Source organism: Nonomuraea sp. B1E8 (assembly GCF_039871515.1).
Taxonomy (GTDB): domain Bacteria; phylum Actinomycetota; class Actinomycetes; order Streptosporangiales; family Streptosporangiaceae; genus Nonomuraea.
The window spans coordinates 259,901-276,152 of the sequence record NZ_JBDPLS010000003.1 but is presented as its reverse complement, the minus strand read 5'-3'; the positions used below and the strand labels follow the sequence as shown (position 1 = coordinate 276,152).

General features: G+C 71.4%; 11 protein-coding genes and 1 pseudogene. 4 read left to right on the top strand and 8 right to left on the bottom strand.

Annotated features, from left to right (window positions below):
• Positions 1-105: 105 nt before the first annotated feature.
• Positions 106-1,545, bottom strand: coding sequence for a penicillin-binding transpeptidase domain-containing protein (locus ABGA98_RS13445; RefSeq protein ID WP_347618571.1), 1,440 nt, complete (start codon positions 1,543-1,545; stop codon positions 106-108).
• Positions 1,546-1,581: 36 nt separating this feature from the next.
• Positions 1,582-1,941, bottom strand: a complete 360-nt coding sequence (locus tag ABGA98_RS13440; RefSeq protein WP_347618570.1) for a MerR family transcriptional regulator — start codon at positions 1,939-1,941, stop codon at positions 1,582-1,584.
• A 136-nt stretch (positions 1,942-2,077) separates the two neighbouring features.
• Here ABGA98_RS13440 and ABGA98_RS13435 point away from each other — a divergent pair, with 136 nt between their 5' ends.
• Complete coding sequence (locus tag ABGA98_RS13435) at positions 2,078-3,001, top strand: aldo/keto reductase (protein WP_347618569.1); 924 nt, start codon at positions 2,078-2,080, stop codon at positions 2,999-3,001.
• A gap of 31 nt (positions 3,002-3,032) precedes the next feature.
• Here ABGA98_RS13435 and ABGA98_RS13430 read toward each other — a convergent pair whose 3' ends face one another.
• Positions 3,033-3,668 carry a TetR family transcriptional regulator gene (locus ABGA98_RS13430; protein WP_347618568.1) on the bottom strand — a complete coding sequence of 212 codons (636 nt, stop codon included), beginning with the start codon at positions 3,666-3,668 and terminating at the stop codon, positions 3,033-3,035.
• Positions 3,669-3,740: 72 nt separating this feature from the next.
• Here ABGA98_RS13430 and ABGA98_RS13425 point away from each other — a divergent pair.
• Positions 3,741-3,942, top strand: a pseudogene (locus ABGA98_RS13425) (family 1 glycosylhydrolase); the annotation flags it as partial.
• A 12-nt stretch (positions 3,943-3,954) separates the two neighbouring features.
• Here ABGA98_RS13425 and ABGA98_RS13420 read toward each other — a convergent pair.
• Complete coding sequence (locus tag ABGA98_RS13420; RefSeq protein ID WP_347618567.1) at positions 3,955-4,851, bottom strand: hypothetical protein; 897 nt, start codon at positions 4,849-4,851, stop codon at positions 3,955-3,957.
• Between the two features lie 203 nt (positions 4,852-5,054).
• On the opposite strand from ABGA98_RS13420, the gene ABGA98_RS13415 reads away from it, so the two are divergent.
• Positions 5,055-8,081 (top strand): M14 family zinc carboxypeptidase, encoded by a 3,027-nt coding sequence (locus ABGA98_RS13415; protein WP_347618566.1) that lies wholly within the window; start codon positions 5,055-5,057, stop codon positions 8,079-8,081.
• 123 nt (positions 8,082-8,204) lie between these two features.
• A complete protein-coding gene (locus ABGA98_RS13410) occupies positions 8,205-9,638 on the top strand; it encodes an aldehyde dehydrogenase (protein WP_347618565.1) in 1,434 nt (477 codons plus the stop codon).
• 313 nt (positions 9,639-9,951) lie between these two features.
• Here the strand turns inward: ABGA98_RS13410 and ABGA98_RS13405 are convergent, their stop codons facing one another.
• The 4 genes from ABGA98_RS13405 to ABGA98_RS13390 are packed head-to-tail and all read right to left on the bottom strand — an operon-like array spanning position 9,952 to position 16,130.
• Positions 9,952-10,740, bottom strand: coding sequence for an alpha/beta fold hydrolase (locus tag ABGA98_RS13405; protein ID WP_347618564.1), 789 nt, complete (start codon positions 10,738-10,740; stop codon positions 9,952-9,954).
• A 10-nt stretch (positions 10,741-10,750) separates the two neighbouring features.
• Positions 10,751-13,192 carry a LuxR C-terminal-related transcriptional regulator gene (locus ABGA98_RS13400; RefSeq protein WP_347618563.1) on the bottom strand — a complete coding sequence of 814 codons (2,442 nt, stop codon included), beginning with the start codon at positions 13,190-13,192 and terminating at the stop codon, positions 10,751-10,753.
• 38 nt (positions 13,193-13,230) lie between these two features.
• Positions 13,231-13,659 carry an AMP-binding protein gene (locus ABGA98_RS13395; protein ID WP_347618562.1) on the bottom strand — a complete coding sequence of 143 codons (429 nt, stop codon included), beginning with the start codon at positions 13,657-13,659 and terminating at the stop codon, positions 13,231-13,233.
• Between the two features lie 56 nt (positions 13,660-13,715).
• Positions 13,716-16,130: a LuxR C-terminal-related transcriptional regulator gene (locus ABGA98_RS13390; RefSeq protein WP_347618561.1), complete on the bottom strand. Its 2,415-nt coding sequence runs from the start codon at positions 16,128-16,130 to the stop codon at positions 13,716-13,718.
• Positions 16,131-16,252: the final 122 nt, after the last annotated feature.

The window sequence follows — 16,252 nt, the reverse complement described above, 5'->3', positions numbered from 1 at the left end:
GACGAAGACGAGCTCGTATATACCGATGTTGGGCATGCCCGCACCGTAAGGTGCCGTGGTTGAACGGCGCTTACCGATCACTTGCCCCGGAGCCGGGCGGTGCCGTCACGCCAGGGCCGCCTCGATCACCGCTCGTGCCACGTCGCCCACCGCGCCCGCCCGGTGGCCGGGGTTCTCCAGCACCACCCCCACCGCCACCTCCGGCGCGTCCGCCGGCGCGAACGCCGTCACCAGCGCGTGATCGCCGGCGACCATGCCCCTCTCGGAGGTGTCGGACTTGGCGGCCACCTCCACCCCGGGGATGGCCGCCGGGCCGCCCGCGTGCGTGACCGTCGTCATCATCGCCGCGAGATACCGCGCCAGCACGGGCGACAGGGCCGTGCGGTAGGGCGCGGGGTCGGCCCGGCCGATCACCGAGCCGTCCGCCAGCCGCTGCTCCTCCACCAGGTACGGCCGCATCAGCACCCCGTTGTTGGCCACGGCCGCCGACAACATGGCCAGCATCAGCGGCGTCACCCGGTCGTCGTGGCGGCCGATCGCGGACAGCGCGGTCCGCGCCCGGTCCATGGCGACCGGATAGCGGCTCGGCGTCGTGCCCAGCGGGATCGTCAGATCCGTCGCGTTGAACCCGAAGGCTTCGGCCTGGTCCCGCAGCAGGTCCTGCCCGAGCTGGAGCCCGATGCCGGCGAACGCGGTGTCGCACGACGCCATGAACGCGTACGCGAGCGTCGGCCGTTCCTGCGCGCAGCGCTCGCCGTTGTCCACGTACATGGGGGTGCCGGGCAGGCGCAGGCGGGCGGGCGCGTCCACCACGGTCGACGGGGTGTACTCGCCGGAGGCCAGCGCCGCCGCCGTGGTGACCAGCTTGAACGTGGACCCGGGCGGATACAGCCGGTGCAGCGCCCTGTTCGCCATCGGCCGCGACGGAGCGTCTCGGAACCGCCTGGCCGTCTCGGCGAGCCGGTCAGGGTCGAAGGTCGTCAGGGCGTTCGGGTCGTGGCTCGGGTAGCTGGCCAGCGCCAGGATCGCCCCCGTCGCCGGGCTGATGGCCACCGCCGCGCCGGGGACCCCGGTCGCCTTGAGGCTCTGGTACGCCGCCCACTGCGCCCGCTCGCTGATCGTCAGCCGGACGTCGGCTCCCTCCACGGCACCGTCCCTGACCAGCGACTGCACCCTCACCTTGGCGTCGTCGCCGGACAGCACCGCGTCCTGCGCGTGTTCGATGCCGGTCGAGCCCGACAGGGAGACGTGCCCGGTGACGGGCGCGTACACCGCGCCGTGCCGGTAGACCCGCCGGTAGAGGTACGGGCCATGGCCGGTCGGGCGGCTGACGGCGACGGGCGTGCCCTCGTAGGTGAGGATGTCGCCGCGCGGGCGTTCGAACCTGGCGATCAGGGGCCGCTCGTTCCTGGGGTCGGCGTTGAGCGTGTGCGAGCCGAACGCCTGGACGAGCGTCACGTGCGCCAGCAGCACGAACAGCATGGCCGCGCACGCCCTGGCGACGCGGCGGAGCGGGGTGTCGATCCGCCGCGCCCACGATGCCATGCCCTTCGGTCTACCAACCGGGGCGCAAAGGCCCGGCTAGATGAGGCTGCGGTAGTAGGAAATCTTGTTTCGGATGTAGCTCTGCCGCTCGCCGAGGTTCGCGATCTGCGCCCGCACCTGGTCGTCGTGCTCCTCCAGAAGCTTGATGCGGTCGGGGATCGTGTGGTCGCCCGCGCGTACGAGCTCGGCGAAGCGGAGCATCTGGGCGATGGGCATGCCCGTGTCGCGCAGGCAGCGCAGCGTGCCCAGCCAGCCGATGTCCTCCTGGCTGAACCGGCGTTGCCCGGCCGCGTTCCTGTCGACGCGCTCCAGCAGGCCGATCTTCTCGTAATAGCGCAGGGTGTCGATGCTGAAGCCGGTTTCCTGCACGACCTGGGCGGGTGTGTACACGCTCATGTGCTCTCCTCCGCCGGCGGCGTTCGCTCGTGACGCTGCTCCACGCGCCCAAGCATCCCACCTGGAGCGCACTCCAGGTCAACCGGTCGGCGCAGGGCTTGACATGGAGTGCGCTCCAGCTCGCAGAGTCAGCCCCATGAACATCGCCATCGGCACGATTCCGTTCGGCACGACCGTCGGCCTGCGGGACACCTTCGCCCTTCTCGACCGGTTCCACGAGGCCGGCGGCACCATGCTCGACACGGCCAACAACTACCCGTTCTGGGTGGAGGGCCGCACGGGCGACGAGAGCGAGCTGGCCATCGGCAAGTGGCTGGCCGCGCGGGGCAACCGCGACGAGATCTTCATCAGTACGAAGGCCGGCGCCCGGCCCTCCGTCCCCGGCGACACCACCCTCGACTCGGCCGAGGGCCTGTCCGCCCCGGTCGTCGCCAGGGCCGCGGAAGGCAGCCTCAGCAGGCTCGGGACCGACCGCATCGACCTCTACTGGTCGCACATCGAGGACCGCTCCGTCCCGCTGGAGGAGACCATGGGGGCGTTCGACGAGCTGGCCCGGCAGGGCAAGATCCGCGCGGCGGGGGCGAGCAACATCGCGACCTGGCGGCTCGAACGGGCCAGGAGCGTCTCCGCCGCGAACGGCTGGATCGCCTACACCCACGTGCAGCTCCGGCACACGTACCTGCGGCCCCGGCCGCTCACCAGGCCGGCGGAGTCGGGGCACACGCTGGCCTCCGACGAGACCTTCGACTACCTGGCCGCCGAGCCGGACATGACGTTGTGGGCGTACAACACGCTGATGTTCGGCGCGTACACGCGCGCTGACCGCCCCATTCCCGAAATGTACGATCATTCGGGCACGACCCGGCGCCTGGCCGTGCTCCACGAGGTCGCCAAGGAGCTGGGCGCGACCCCGAACCAGGTCGTCCTCGCCTGGCTGATGGCCGGCGGCATCGTCCCCATCGTCGGCGTCACGACGATGGCCCAGCTCGAGGAGGCCATCGGAGCCGCCGACCTCAAGCTGGACCAGGACGTCCGCGCCCGCCTGGACGCCCCCGCCTGACCGGCCGCGCGCAGTCCCCGCGGCGAGGCGGCTAAGGAAGGTGGTCGGCGAGGTAGCGGTGGACGAGTTGCTTGCACTCGGCGATCAGTCTCGCGTCGCCGTGAGGATCGGTCCTGAAGGCCAGTTTGAGCACCGCGTCCGTGGCCTCGACCGCCACCAGCAGCGCCCGGTCCAGGCCGGGGCCGACGGGCGCGTCCAGGAGTTCGAGGGTGAGCCTGCGCAGCCGGTCGGCCACCACCGCGTTGTTCTCGTGGGTGCCGTCGAGCGCCTGCTTGCTGCCCGCCACCGGCCCGCCCGCGGTGACCAGCACCTCGCCGAAGTCCATCACCGAGAACCCGGGAGTCGTGCGCTTCATGTCGACGAACTCGTCGACGGCCAGGTCGACGAGGCCGGTCCAGTGCGAGAGGTCGGCCGTCGCGACGCGTTCGGTGATGCGCCCGAGGAAGGCCTCCAGGTTGCGCCTGGCCAGCGCCCGCACCAGGCCCTGCTTGTCGTGGAAGAACTGGTAGAAGGTACCGATCGGCACCTCGGCCCGGCGGGCGACCTCCTTCGTGGTCAGCGCGTCGTAGCCGACCTCGTCGAGCAGGAGCGCGCACTCGTCGAGCATCCGTTCCACCCGTTCCACGCTGCGGCGCTGGGCGGGACGGCGGCGCAAGGTACTCGTCATGGTCACCATCCTGTCCTATTACCGGCAGAAAAGGTCCATTACCGTGGCTCGGTGACGTGAGCGAGAAGGGGGCGCGTCGCCTTCCTGCGGGACCACATCGAGGCGATGCGGCGGGCCTTGGCCGAGGGCGTCGACGTGCGCGGCTACCTCGTCTGGCCGCTGCCGGACGACTTCGAGCGGGGCCGAGGGCTACCACCAGCGCTTCGGCCTCGTCCACGTGGACATCGCGACGCAGCGCCGCACCCCGAAGGCGTCGCACGCGTGGCTGAGGGAGGTTTCTCGCGGGTCAGAACACCGACACGTGAACGTGGTCGTAGTGGTTGGCCGTCGCCCCGCCCCGGTTGGACATCGGGTCCCAGCCGCCGCCCGAGCGGATGTCGTAGTAGCGCTGTTTCCAGATGATGTACATCACGCCGAGCCTGGGGCCGTTCTTGATGAGCCACGCGGCGAGGGCGTCGCCGTTGGCCGCGTCGGCGCCGGCGGCCACGGTGCCGCCTCTGGACATCATGAAGTCGCAGGCCCGGCCCTTGCCGTGTTCGCCGGGATCGCCTGGGCGCAGGCAGCCGACGCCGTACTTCATGGGGAAGTTCTGCATGATCTCCGCGCGGACCGAGACCATGCGCTGCGTCAGGCCCTCTGACCCGCCGGGCTGCTGGAAACCGTATTTGGCGAGCAGGCGCTGGATGTCGCGCCGCTTGGCCTGCATGGCCTTGATCTCCTTGCGGAGCTTCTCGATCTTGTCGTTGGCCTTGAGCTTCGCCTCTTTGTGCTTCTTGATCAGTCTCTGGATGCTTTTGACCCGCTCGGTGCGCTCGTTGGCCATGTAGCCCATGTTGGCGGCCTGGCCCAGGATCTTGTACGGGTCGTCGTTGGGCGCGATCAGCCGGAAGTTGTCGAGCGGGCCCATGATGTAGGCGGTCTGCGCGATCCGGCCCACCTCGGCCTGGGCGGCCTTGAGCTGCGCCGCCAGATCGCCCGAGGTGTCGGTGGCCCTCTTCGCCTGGATCCTGATCTCTTCCAGGATCTGGATCTGGCCGCGATACTGCTGGCTGAGCCGGGCCGCCTGCTTGGTGAGTTTGCGCAGCTCGGCGGGCGAGGGATCGGCTGCGGCCGGTTGTCCGGGCTGGAGGCCGAGCAGCCCGGCGAGGACGGTGACAAGAACGGCGAATCGCCAGATCCTCACACCCGTCCCCTCCCCTCATAGACGGACCGAAACTATAGAAGATGATCTTGATCTCTGTCATCCGAACGACCGAACTGCCGCACCTTTGGCGATGATTCACGGCTTTTGTCCAACACCGGACGAACCAGAACATTGGGCCTTGCGTGTATCGCTCCAAACGTCAAGATGACGGCGAACTCGTCTCTGCGAAGGGGCAGACACCCGTGTCTCGATCATCGATCCTCGCCGCGGCCGTGATCCTCGGCTTAGGCACGTCCCTCGTGGTCACCGCGCCCGCCCAGGCGTCCGCGGACCCGCTGCCGGCCCGTGACCGCATCGAGCTCTACCAGCTCGACAGCCCGCCGGGCACCGCCCAGACCCTCAGGGAGAAGGGCTTCGACGTCGTCCAGCACGAGGTCAGGGAGGGCAAGGAGCACATCGAGCTGACCGCGGCCGAGGACGACCTCGGCACGCTGGAGAAGCTCGGCCACGACCCCGAACCCGTGCGCAACCAGCAAGGCCAGAGCCAGCTCCAGGCCGCGAAGGCGCAGGCGGCCGGCGGCTACACCGTCTTCCGGTCCTACTCCGAGCCCGGCGGCATCGCCGACCAGCTCAGGGACATCGCGAAGGCCAACAGGGACATCGTCAAGCTCCAGTCCATCGGCAAGACGCTCAAAGGCCAGGACATCCTGGCCGCCAAGGTGAGCACGGGCGCCCGGCTGCTGCCCGACGGCATCAAGCCCTCGACCCTCTTCTCGGCCACGCAGCACGCCCGCGAGTGGATCGCCACCGAGGTCGACATGCGGCTGCTGAAACACGTCGTCGCCAACAAACGCGCGCTCAGGGACCTGCTCGACAGGACCGAGCTGTGGTTCGTGCCGGTGGCCAACCCCGACGGCTACGACTTCACGTTCACCGAGGGCAACCGCCTGTGGCGCAAGAACCTGCGCGACAACAACGGAGACGGCCGGATCACCGGCGCCGACGGCGTCGACCTCAACCGGAACTTCCCCACGAACTTCCACTACGACGAGGAAGGCTCGTCGAGCATCCCCAGCAGCGAGACCTACCGCGGCACGGGTCCGGCCAGCGAGCCCGAGACCAGGGCCATGGACGGCCTGCTGCGGCGGGTCAGGTTCGAGATGCAGCTCAACTACCACTCGTACGGCCCGCTGCTGCTCTACCCGATCGGCGTGCAGATCGCCACGGAGACGGCCGACAACCCGATCTACGAGGCGCTCACGGGCGACGACGCCAAGCCCGCCATCCCCGGCTTCGACCCCGACCTCGGCGCCGAGCTGTACACCACCAACGGCGACACCAACGACCAGGCGCACTACCGCTACGGCACGCTGTCGTGGACGCCCGAGCTCAACGAGGGCTGCGACGGCTGCGGCTTCGTCTTCCCCGACGACGAGGCGCTGGTGCAGGCGGAGTTCGAGAAGGGCCTGCCGTTCGCGCTCGACGTGGCGAGGTCCGCGGTCGACCCGGTCGAGCCGGTCAGCCATCTGGGCAACAAGACCCCCGACTTCGTGCTCGACCCGTTCGAGGTCAGCCACGGCAAGAACCAGGTCGTCCAGGTCAACGCCAAGCGCAGGCTGGGCCCGGTCTTCCTGAACTACCAGGTCAACGGCGGTCGTACCCGGATCTCCCCAACGCACGAATGGAAGGGCGGCGAGCGCTACGGCGACGGCTACGACCGCTACTACCACCGGCTGCGCGGCAAGATCACCGGGACGAGGCCCGGCGACAAGGTGAAGGTCTGGTTCTCCTCGATCGGCAAGAAGAGCGACGGCTTCACCTACACCGTCGCCGACGACATCGGCGGCAAGGTGCTCGTGCTGGCCGCCGAGGACGTCACCGGCATCAGCCCCGACCAGGAGGGCACGGAGGCGAAGTACGCCGGCGCGTACACCGCGGCCCTGAAGGCGGCCGGCTACTCCTCCGACGTGTACGACCTGGACCGGATGGGCCGCAGGGCCCCGCACCCGCTCGGCGTGCTCAGCCACTACAAGGCCGTGGTCTGGGAGACCGGCGACGACGTCATCCCGCGCTCCGAGGGCCAGGTGCCCGGCACCACGTCCAAGGCCGGCGTGGACACCGAGCTGGCGGTCCGCGACTACCTGAACGAGGGCGGCAAGCTGCTGCACGCGGGCAAGTACGCGTCGTACGCGGCCAACGGCAACGGCCTGTACTTCTACGAGCCGGACCAGCCCGAGAACCCCGAGTGCACGGAACCCGGCGACCCGCCCTGCATCCCGGTGTTCAACGACTTCCAGCAGTACTGGCTGGGCGCCTACGTCTATTTCGACGACGGGGGCACCGACCAGGGCACCGGGCAGCCGTTCGCGCTGAAGGGCGCCTCCGGCGCGTTCGAGGGCTTCGAGGCGAGCCTGGAGCCGGGCCACACCAACGCGTTCGTGGCGACCTCGGCGATCCTGCCCGCCGACCGGTTCCCGCGCTTCGCGAGCTCCGCTCCGGTCAAGTGGGCCAGGCCCGGCGGCCCGTTCGACCCGCACTCGGGCTCCTGGGACGTCTACAGCGGCATCGCCGACGTGTCGTGGAAGCGGCTGACCAGGACCGTCGACCTGACCGGCAAGAGCAGCGGCGAGTTGACGTTCTGGACGTCGTACGACATCGAGAGCGCCTGGGACTTCCTGACGGTGGAGGCCAGGACGGCGGGCGGCGACGACTGGACCACGCTTCCGGACGCGAACGGGCACACCTCCCAGGACACCGGCGACAGCTGCGACGCCGAGAGCAGCGGCGGCTGGCGCACGATCCACCCGTTCACGCAGCGCTACCAGGGCGCCTCCTGCGAGCCGGCCGGGACGTCCGGCGCGTGGCACGCGGCCTCCGGCAACTCGGGCGGCTGGCAGCAGTGGAAGATCGACCTGACCCCGTACGCGGGCAGGCAGGTCGAGCTCTCCGTCTCGTACATCACCGACTGGGCCACCCAGGGCGCGGGTGTCTTCCTCGACGACTTCGCGCTCACGCTCGACGGCGCGGTCGCCGAGGAGACCTCGTTCGAGGCGGACCTGGGCGGCTGGAGCGTCGCTGACCCGCCCGAGGGCTCGGCGCCGTCGATCAATAACTGGTTCCGTACGGACCAGCTCTTCGAGGAGGGGGGCGGAGTCGTCACCAAGGACACCGTCTACCTGGGCTTCGGCGTCGAGAGCGTGACCGGCCAGGACGCGCGTACGGACCTGGTCGAACGGTCGATGCGGCACCTGCTCGGCGATCCCCGCTGACCGCGGCGGAGGGGTGCGGCGCACCGGCCGCACCCCTCTTGCGTGCGCGTCCAGAACATGGTTCGGTCACCTTGAGGCATCCCCAGAGCAAGCAAGCATTCGGTCAAGCAGGAGGCTCACGACATGCGCCAGCACGACAAGCTGTTCATCGGGGGCGAATGGGTGGCCCCGGCGGGCACCGCGACGATAGACGTCATCTCCCCGCACACCGAGGAGGTCGTCGGCCGGGTGCCCGACGGCACGCCCGAGGACGTGGAACGCGCGGTCGCGGCCGCCAGGCAGGCGTTCGACCACGGACCCTGGCCCCGGATGACGTTCGCCGAGCGGGCCGAGGTGATCAGCAGGCTGGCCGCGATCTACAACGAGCGGCAGGGCGAGATGGCCCGGCTCATCACGGAGGAGATGGGCTCGCCCATCACCTTCTCCAACCTCGCGCAGGCGCCCCAGCCGCTCGGCATGCTGCAGTTCTACGCCGAACTCGGCAAGACGTTCCAGCAGGAGGAGGAGCGGCCAGGGCTGTTCGGCCCGCTCACCGTGCGCAGGGAGCCCGTGGGCGTCGTGGCGGCCGTGGTGCCGTGGAACGTGCCGCAGTTCGTCACGATGACGAAGCTCGCGCCCGCGCTGCTGGCCGGCTGCACGGTCGTGCTCAAACCGGCGCCGGAGACGCCGCTGGACGCGTACCTGCTGGCCGAGTGGGCGGTCGAGGCGGGACTGCCCGCGGGCGTGCTCAACATCGTGCCCGCGGGCCGCGAGACGGGCGAGCACCTGGTCTCGCACGCGGGCGTCGACAAGGTGGCCTTCACCGGCTCCACGGCGGCCGGCCGGCGCATCGCGGCCATCTGCGGCGAGCAGCTCAAGCGGGTCAGCCTGGAGCTGGGCGGCAAGTCCGCCGCCATCATCCTCGACGACGCCGACCTGACCGCGAGCATGGGCTTCCTGTCCATGGCCAGCCTCATGAACAACGGCCAGGCGTGCGTGGCCCAGACCCGCATCCTCGCCTCGCGCAGCCGCTACGACGAGGTCGTGGACGCCATCGCGGGCATGGTCGGATCCCAGCCCGTCGGCGACCCCGCCGACCCGGCGACCGGCATCGGCCCGCTGGTGGCCAGGCGACAGCAGGAACGCGTCGAGGGCTACATCAGGATCGGCATGGACGAAGGCGCCAAGATCGTGGTCGGTGGCCTGGAGCGGCCGTACGACAGGGGCTGGTACGTCGCGCCCACCGTCTTCGCCGGCGTCTCCAACGACATGCGCATCGCCCGCGAGGAGATCTTCGGCCCGGTTCTGGCCGTGATCCCGTACGACGACGAGGCCGACGCCGTCCGCATCGCCAACGACAGCGACTACGGCCTGGCCGGCACGGTGTGGACGGCCGACGCCGACCACGGCATGGAGGTCGCCCGCCAGGTCCGCACCGGGACGTACGGCGTCAACTGCTACATGCTGGAGACCAACGCGCCCTTCGGCGGCTACAAGGCCAGCGGCATCGGCCGCGAGCTCGGCCCGGAGGGGCTCAACGGTTATCTGGAGTACAAGACCATCGCCCGGCTCGGCTGACCGGGCGGAAGGAGGGCCCCGCGGCCGGCCGCGGGGCCCTCGTCGTACGGGATGTGCACCCAGCGCGCCCCCGCAACGCTAGGTGCAGACCCCGCCACTCACAGTGCATACCCCACTCCCCGCAGTGATCCACCCGATGGAGGCACTGAAAGTGCGGATCGCCTCACCCATGGCGATCCGCCGGCGGCGAGCCACGGTGGGCGACCGCCTGACTACTGAAGTATGTCCCATGGTCACCGTCATGACGGCTTCCATCACCTGAGACTTTCTCCCGGCGGTTTTTATCCATCCGCCCTAGGTAGACGTGTATTACTCACGAAAAGTTCATAGAGATCCATTTGCCAATTTTGCCGATGAGTTCGGGGGTGGCGGCGGTCTCCGCGTGGCCGTACCCCGGCTCGATCCAGAGCTCCTTCGGCTCGCGCGCACCGTCGTAGAGCTGGTGCGCGTGCTCCACAGGGAAGAACGCGTCGGCCTCACCGTGGACGATCAGCAGCGGCACCGGCGTGATGCGCCCTGCGGCCTCGTGCGGCGGCATCGGGATCGGGTCCCACGCGCCGGGAGCGATCCTGGTGCGCTTGACCAGCCGGGCCGCCAGCCGGCCGGCCCGCCGCTCGATGGCCCAGTGCACCTGCCGCATCGGCCTGGTGCCCCGGTAGTACCACCGGGCCGGGCCGCTCACCGCGACCACCGCGTCCACGCCGCGCCTGAGCCCCGCATGGCGTACGGCCACCGCCGCCCCCATGGAGAAGCCCACGACCGCGATCCTGGAGTAGCCGACCACCCGGGCGTGCCTGACGGCGGCGTCCACGTCGAGGATCTCCGCGTCCCCCACGGTGGTCAGGCCGCCCGAACGGCCGTGGCCACGGAAGTCGAACGCCACCACGCCGCCGTAGCGGCTCAGCACGTGCACGATGCGGCGGGCGGCCCGCTCACGCCACGAACCGGTGAAACCGTGCGCCACCACGATCCCGACGTCCAGGGGCCCTGACGGCGCCGGATCGGCCCCGGCGGCGGGCAACCTGGCGGGAGTGTGCGAGGCGTCGATGCGAACCCCGTCCTCGGTCCTCAGCATGACGGGGAAGTTGGGCGCGAAAGGCATGAGGACGAGCTTAGGTTCGCTCCGCGTCCATCCCGTGCTTGGCCGCCCACACCGCGATCTGGGCGCGCGAGTCGAAGCCCAGCTTGTCCATGATGTTGGCGACGTGCCTGGCCACGGTCGCCGGGCTGATCACCAGCTCCAGCGCGATGGCACGGTTGCTCATCCCCCGGGTGAGCAGCGCCGCGACCTGCCGCTCCCGGCCGGTCAGCCCGTCGTAGCGCAGGCCGGCAAGCGCGGAGGACCCCGGCGGCCCCGGAGCGGCCGCCTCGGATCGAGCGCGGCCGAGCACCCGCTCGGCCACCTCCTCGGGCGTCTGCTCCATGCCCTGCGCCCACAGCAGCGCCACCCGGCCCTCGCCGAGCCGCGCGCGGGCGAGAGCCAGCAGCTCCTGGACGCGGCCGGGCGCGCCGAACTGCCCGATGGCCTCGCGCAGCGCGGTGCCGGCCGCCGCGGCCGACACCGCGCCCTCGACGTCGTCCCGGGCCCTGGCCATCGCGGACAGCGCCATGAGAGCGCGGACGATCCCGCGCCGCTGGCCGGTCCGCAAGCTCAGGGCCAGACCGGCGGCCACGTGCTCACCGGCGGTCGCGAAGTCGCGCAGCCCGGCCGCCACCCTCGCGATCTTGGTGTGGCAGCGGGCCAGCTCGATCCGGTTGTCCATGTCCGCGAGCAGCGGCAGCGCCGAGGCGTGGTGGAACATGGCCGTCTCCAGGTCACCGGCGGCCTCGGCCACCGCGCCCAGATGGGTCAGCGCCCTGGCCAGGGTCCAGTGGTGACCGGTCTTCCTGGCGATGGCCAGCGCCTCCTCGCCGTAGCGCCGGGCCTGGCGCAGGCGGCCGTGGAAGAGCGCCACGTTCAGCCGGGCGATCCGGACGGTGGCCAGGTTGAACAGGTCGTCGTGGGCGGTGGCCGCTGCCTCCAGCTCGTCGAGGTAGGCCAGGGCCTCCTTGCTCTTCCCCCTGCGGAAGAACACGGTCAGCGCCACGCAGTAGGTGATGCCGAGCCAGTGCGTGTAGGGGTGTCTCTTCTGCTCCTCGACGGCCCGCACGACGAGCTCCTCCGCGCGGGCCAGCTCGTCGCCGAGCTCCAGCCCGTACGCCAGGCCGCCGTTGGCCACCGCCACCAGCTCGGGCGGCACCTCCGACAGATCGAGCGCGAGCAGCCGCTCGTGCCAGCCGACGCTCTCGCCGAGGTCGCCGCGGACGGCCTGGATCGCCAGGGCCGTGCTCGCCAGGCGCAGCCCGAGTACCGGCTGCTCGGACTCCACCGCCCAGTCGACGGCCGCGCGGCAGTCGTCGAGCAGGGACCGCCCCCTGGTGAACGCCTGCTTGATCGCCTCCCAGGACATCCCGCGGTTGAGCGAGTCGGCGCCGTAGCACTGCTCCAGTTCCTCGCAGATCACGCGCAGGTGCCTGTCTCGCAGCTGTGCCACCTCGCCCGCCTCCTCCAGGCGCTCGGCGGCGTACTGCTTGATCGTCTCCAGCAGGCGGTAGCGGCCGGCGGCGCCGGGGTGGAGCACCAGCGACTTGTCGACCAGGGCGCTGAGCAGGTCGAGCAGCTCGGCGCCGCGCAGGATGCCGCCGTCCGCGCACACCCGCTCGGCCAGCTCCAGGTCGAACAGCCCGGCGAAAACCGACAGCCTGCGCAGCAGCACCCGCTCCTGCGTCGAGAGGAGATCGTGGCTCCACTCCACGGTGGCGAGGAGCGTGCGCTGCCGGGCGGGGGCGGTACGGTCGCCGGTGGTGAGCAGCCCGAACCTGTCGCCGATGCGGTCGGCGATCCGGCCCGGGCTCAGCAGGCTGGTACGGGCCGCCGCCAGCTCCAGCGCCAGCGGCACGCCGTCGAGCGCGCGGCACAGGCGTACGACGTCGTCCATGCTGTCCGGGACCCCGCGCGCGCCGGCGGCCAGCGCCCGCTCCACGAAGAGCAGCACGGACTCGGCGTCCGGGTGGTGGTCGTCGGGCAGTTCGAGCGGCGGCACCCGCCACACCAGCTCGCCGGGGATGCGCAGGGGCTCCCGACTGGTGATCAGGAACGCCGGCTCGGGGCACGCGGCGATCAGCTCGGCCACCAGCTCGGCGCACCGCTCGACCAGGTGCTCGCAGTTGTCAAGGATGATCAGCGCCCTGGCCGCCCGCAGGCGCACCCGCAGGCCGTCGAGCAGCCTGCCCGGAGTCTCGTCGCGCACGCCCAGCACCTCGGCCAGCTCGTTGACGACGAGCGCGGGCCTGCCGATGCGGGCCAGCTCGACCAGCCACACGCCGCCCGCGAACCCGGGCATCGCCCGCGCCGCGACGCGCAGCGCCAGGCGGGTCTTGCCGATGCCGCCGACGCCGCTGAGCGTGATCACGCGTTCCTCGTGGATCAGCGCGCTCAGCTCGGCCACATCTCGCGCGCGGCCGACGAAACGGTTGGGCTCCGCGGGGAGGTTGTGCGGGACTTGCGCCATCATGTGAGGGCCCATGGGGTCGCGGGAACTGTCCGTCCCGCTCAGTCTCCACTGCTTCGGCGTTCGATGCGATCACTTTGCGTGCAGAAATCACGACGGATCGGATAGGGAGGCAGAGCGCCCAGGTCTGCGACGCCCATCACGATCCGTACGCGCGTCTCGTCCGCCGCCTCCAGCGCCCGCGGCACCTCGGAGATCATCACGCGGGCGCCGGTCGCGCGGATGCGGCTCCTGAGGGTGTCGACGTCGAGATCGGCCGGCAGCGGGCAGGCGACGCCGCCCGCGGCGATCACCGCGTCCGTCGCGATCATCAGGTCGGCTCCGACGGGCAGGCAGATGAGCACGGTGTCACCCGCGCGAACGCCTCTGCGCCGCAACTGGACGGTCGCCATGGCGGACCTCTCGTCCAGTTGCTCCTCGGTGAGCGTCAGGCCGGTGCCCAGGTCCACCATGACGATGCGCTCCTCCATGGGGCCAACGGTAGGGAGGGCGTCTCGTGCATGCATGGGGCGGAATATGCAGATCCCTATGCAGAAGCCCTGGGGTGTTCCGCGGCCCAGACCGCGATCTGCGCCCGCGAGGTGTAGCCGAGCTTCTCCATGATGTTCGCGATGTGGCGCGCCACCGTCGCGGGACTGATCACCAGCTCCTCCGCGATGGCCCGGTTGGACAGGCCGCGGGTGAGCAGCCCGGCGACCTCCTGCTCGCGCGCGGTCAGCAGCGAGTGCCTGACGGGCTCGGTCACCGCGGGCGTCCCGGCCGTCAGCCGTTCGCGCTCCAGCACGTGGCGCGCGGCGTCGTCGGGGTCCATCGCCCGGCCCCGCGACCACAGCGAGCTGGTGCGGCCCTCTCCCAGCCGGGCCCTGGCCCGGCCGAGCAGCTCCTCGATCCGCGTCGTGGCCGGGTGCCGGCCCATCGAGGCGCGCAGCGTGGCCGCCGCGCCCGCGGCCAGCACCGCGCCGGCGAGATCGCCCTCGCACTCCGCCAGCACCGACAGCCCGGCCAGGCACCGGGCCATGTCCTGACGCTGCCCCGTCGCCCCGGCCAGCGCGCGGCTCGCCGCCAGCCGCTCCCTGGCGACGCCGAACTCGTGCGACATCGCCGCCACCCTGCCGATCCTGGCCAGGCAGCGCGCCAGTTCCAGGTCGCCGCCCAGCTCCCGCAACCACGGAACGGCCAGCTCGTAGCGGGACCTGGCCGTCACCAGGTCGCCGCGGGCCTCGGCCACCGAGCCGAGCTGGGCGGCCGTCCGCGCCATGATCCAGCGGTGACCGTGCTCGCGCGCCCGCGCGAGCGCCTCCTCGCCGTGCCGCTGCGCCTCCCGCAGCCGGCCACGCGTCAGGGCCACCGCCGACAACCCGGCCAGCCCGGCCGCCTGGTTCCAGGCGTCGCCGGACCGGGTGGCGAGGGCCAGGCACTCCTGGGCGTGCGGCAGCGCCTCGTCGGGCCTGCCCACGCGCAACAACACCACGGCCATGACGCTGTGCAGGACGCAGCGGGTGAACACGTCGGGCGGCAACCGGGCCAGGCTCCGCCCGGCCACCTCCAGCGAGCGGTCCAGCTCGTCGCGCGCCTCCAGCCCGTACGCGAGGCAGGCCTCGGCCCGCGCGATCCGCTCGCCGGGCACCTCCGACAGGTCGAGGGCGAGCAGCCGCTCCGTCCAGGCGAGGATCTCCGCCGGGTTGCCGCCGACGGACAGCAGCGCCGTACCGGCGGCACACAGGCGCAGGCCCAGCGCCGGGTTGCCGGACTCGGCGGCCCAGCCGAGCGCCACCCGCTGGTCGTCGGCCAGGCTCCGGCTCGCGGTCAGCGCCTCCAGCCGGCCCTCCCAGGGCACGCCCGGCTCGACCAGCTCGGTGGCGAGATGGCGTTCCTGCAGCTCGCAGAGCGCGCCGAGGTGCCGCTCGCGCAGGATCTCCCGCTCGCTCGCCGTGTCGAGGCGCTCGGCGGCGTACCGCTTGATGGTCTCGAGCAGCCAGTAGCGTGCGCGGCCCTCGTCGCAGAGCACGAGTGACTTGTCGACCAGGCCGCCGAGCAGGTCGACGATCTCCATCTCGGAGATCGGCGGCTCGGCGCAGACCTGCTCGGCCAGGTCGAGGTCGAACGCGCCGGCGAACACCGCCAGCCTGCGCAGCAGCACCTGCTCCTTCGCCGACAGCAGGTCGTGGCTCCACTCGACGGTGCAGAGGAGCGTGCGCTGCCTGGCGGGAGCCGTACGGCCGCCGGTCGTCAGCAGCGCGAACCTGTCGTCGACGCGGTCGGCCATCTGCCCGGGGCTGAGCAGGCTCGTACGGGCCGCGGCCAGCTCGATGGCCAGCGGCAGCCCGTCGAGCGCCCGGCACAGGCGCGCCACGTCGGGCAGGCTGCCGGGGCCCAGCCGCGTGCCCGCGGCGGCCGCGCGGTCGAGGAACAACCGCACCGACTCGGCGTCGGGGCGGCCCGTGACGGGCGGCAGCTCGAGCGGCGGCACCCGCCAGACCAGCTCGCTGGCGATGCGCAGCGGCTCCCTGCTGGTCGCCATGACGCTCAGCGGCGGGCAGGCCGCGATCAGCGCCGCGACCACTTCCGCGCACCGCTCGACCAGGTGCTCGCAGTTGTCGAGCAGCAGCAGGCAGGGCTGACCGCGCAGCCTGGCCGCCACCGTGTCGAGCAGCGGGCGGCCGGCCTCCTCGCGCACGCCGAGCACGCCGGCGAGCTCCCGTTCCACGAGCTCGGGACGGCCGACCCCGGCCAGCTCCGCCAGCCAGACGCCGCCCGGGTAGGAGGGCAGGAGCCCGGCGGCCGCCCGCAGCGCGAGCCGGGTCTTGCCGATGCCGCCGACCCCGCACAGCGTCACCACCCGGGTGTCGCCCATCAGCCGGCGCAGGTCGCCGACGTCGCGCTCGCGGCCCACGAACCGGTTGGGCTCGGCGGGGAGGTTGTGCCGGGGCAGCTCAGACATGTGGTCACCCGCGCATCGCAGAAGGATCACACCCTCCGACAGTGTCGCACTTTCCCCGCCAGGAGACCTGCGCATCAGGTCGCAGGCTCATGTTCCTCCAGCCCGGCCAGGGACGCGGTGGT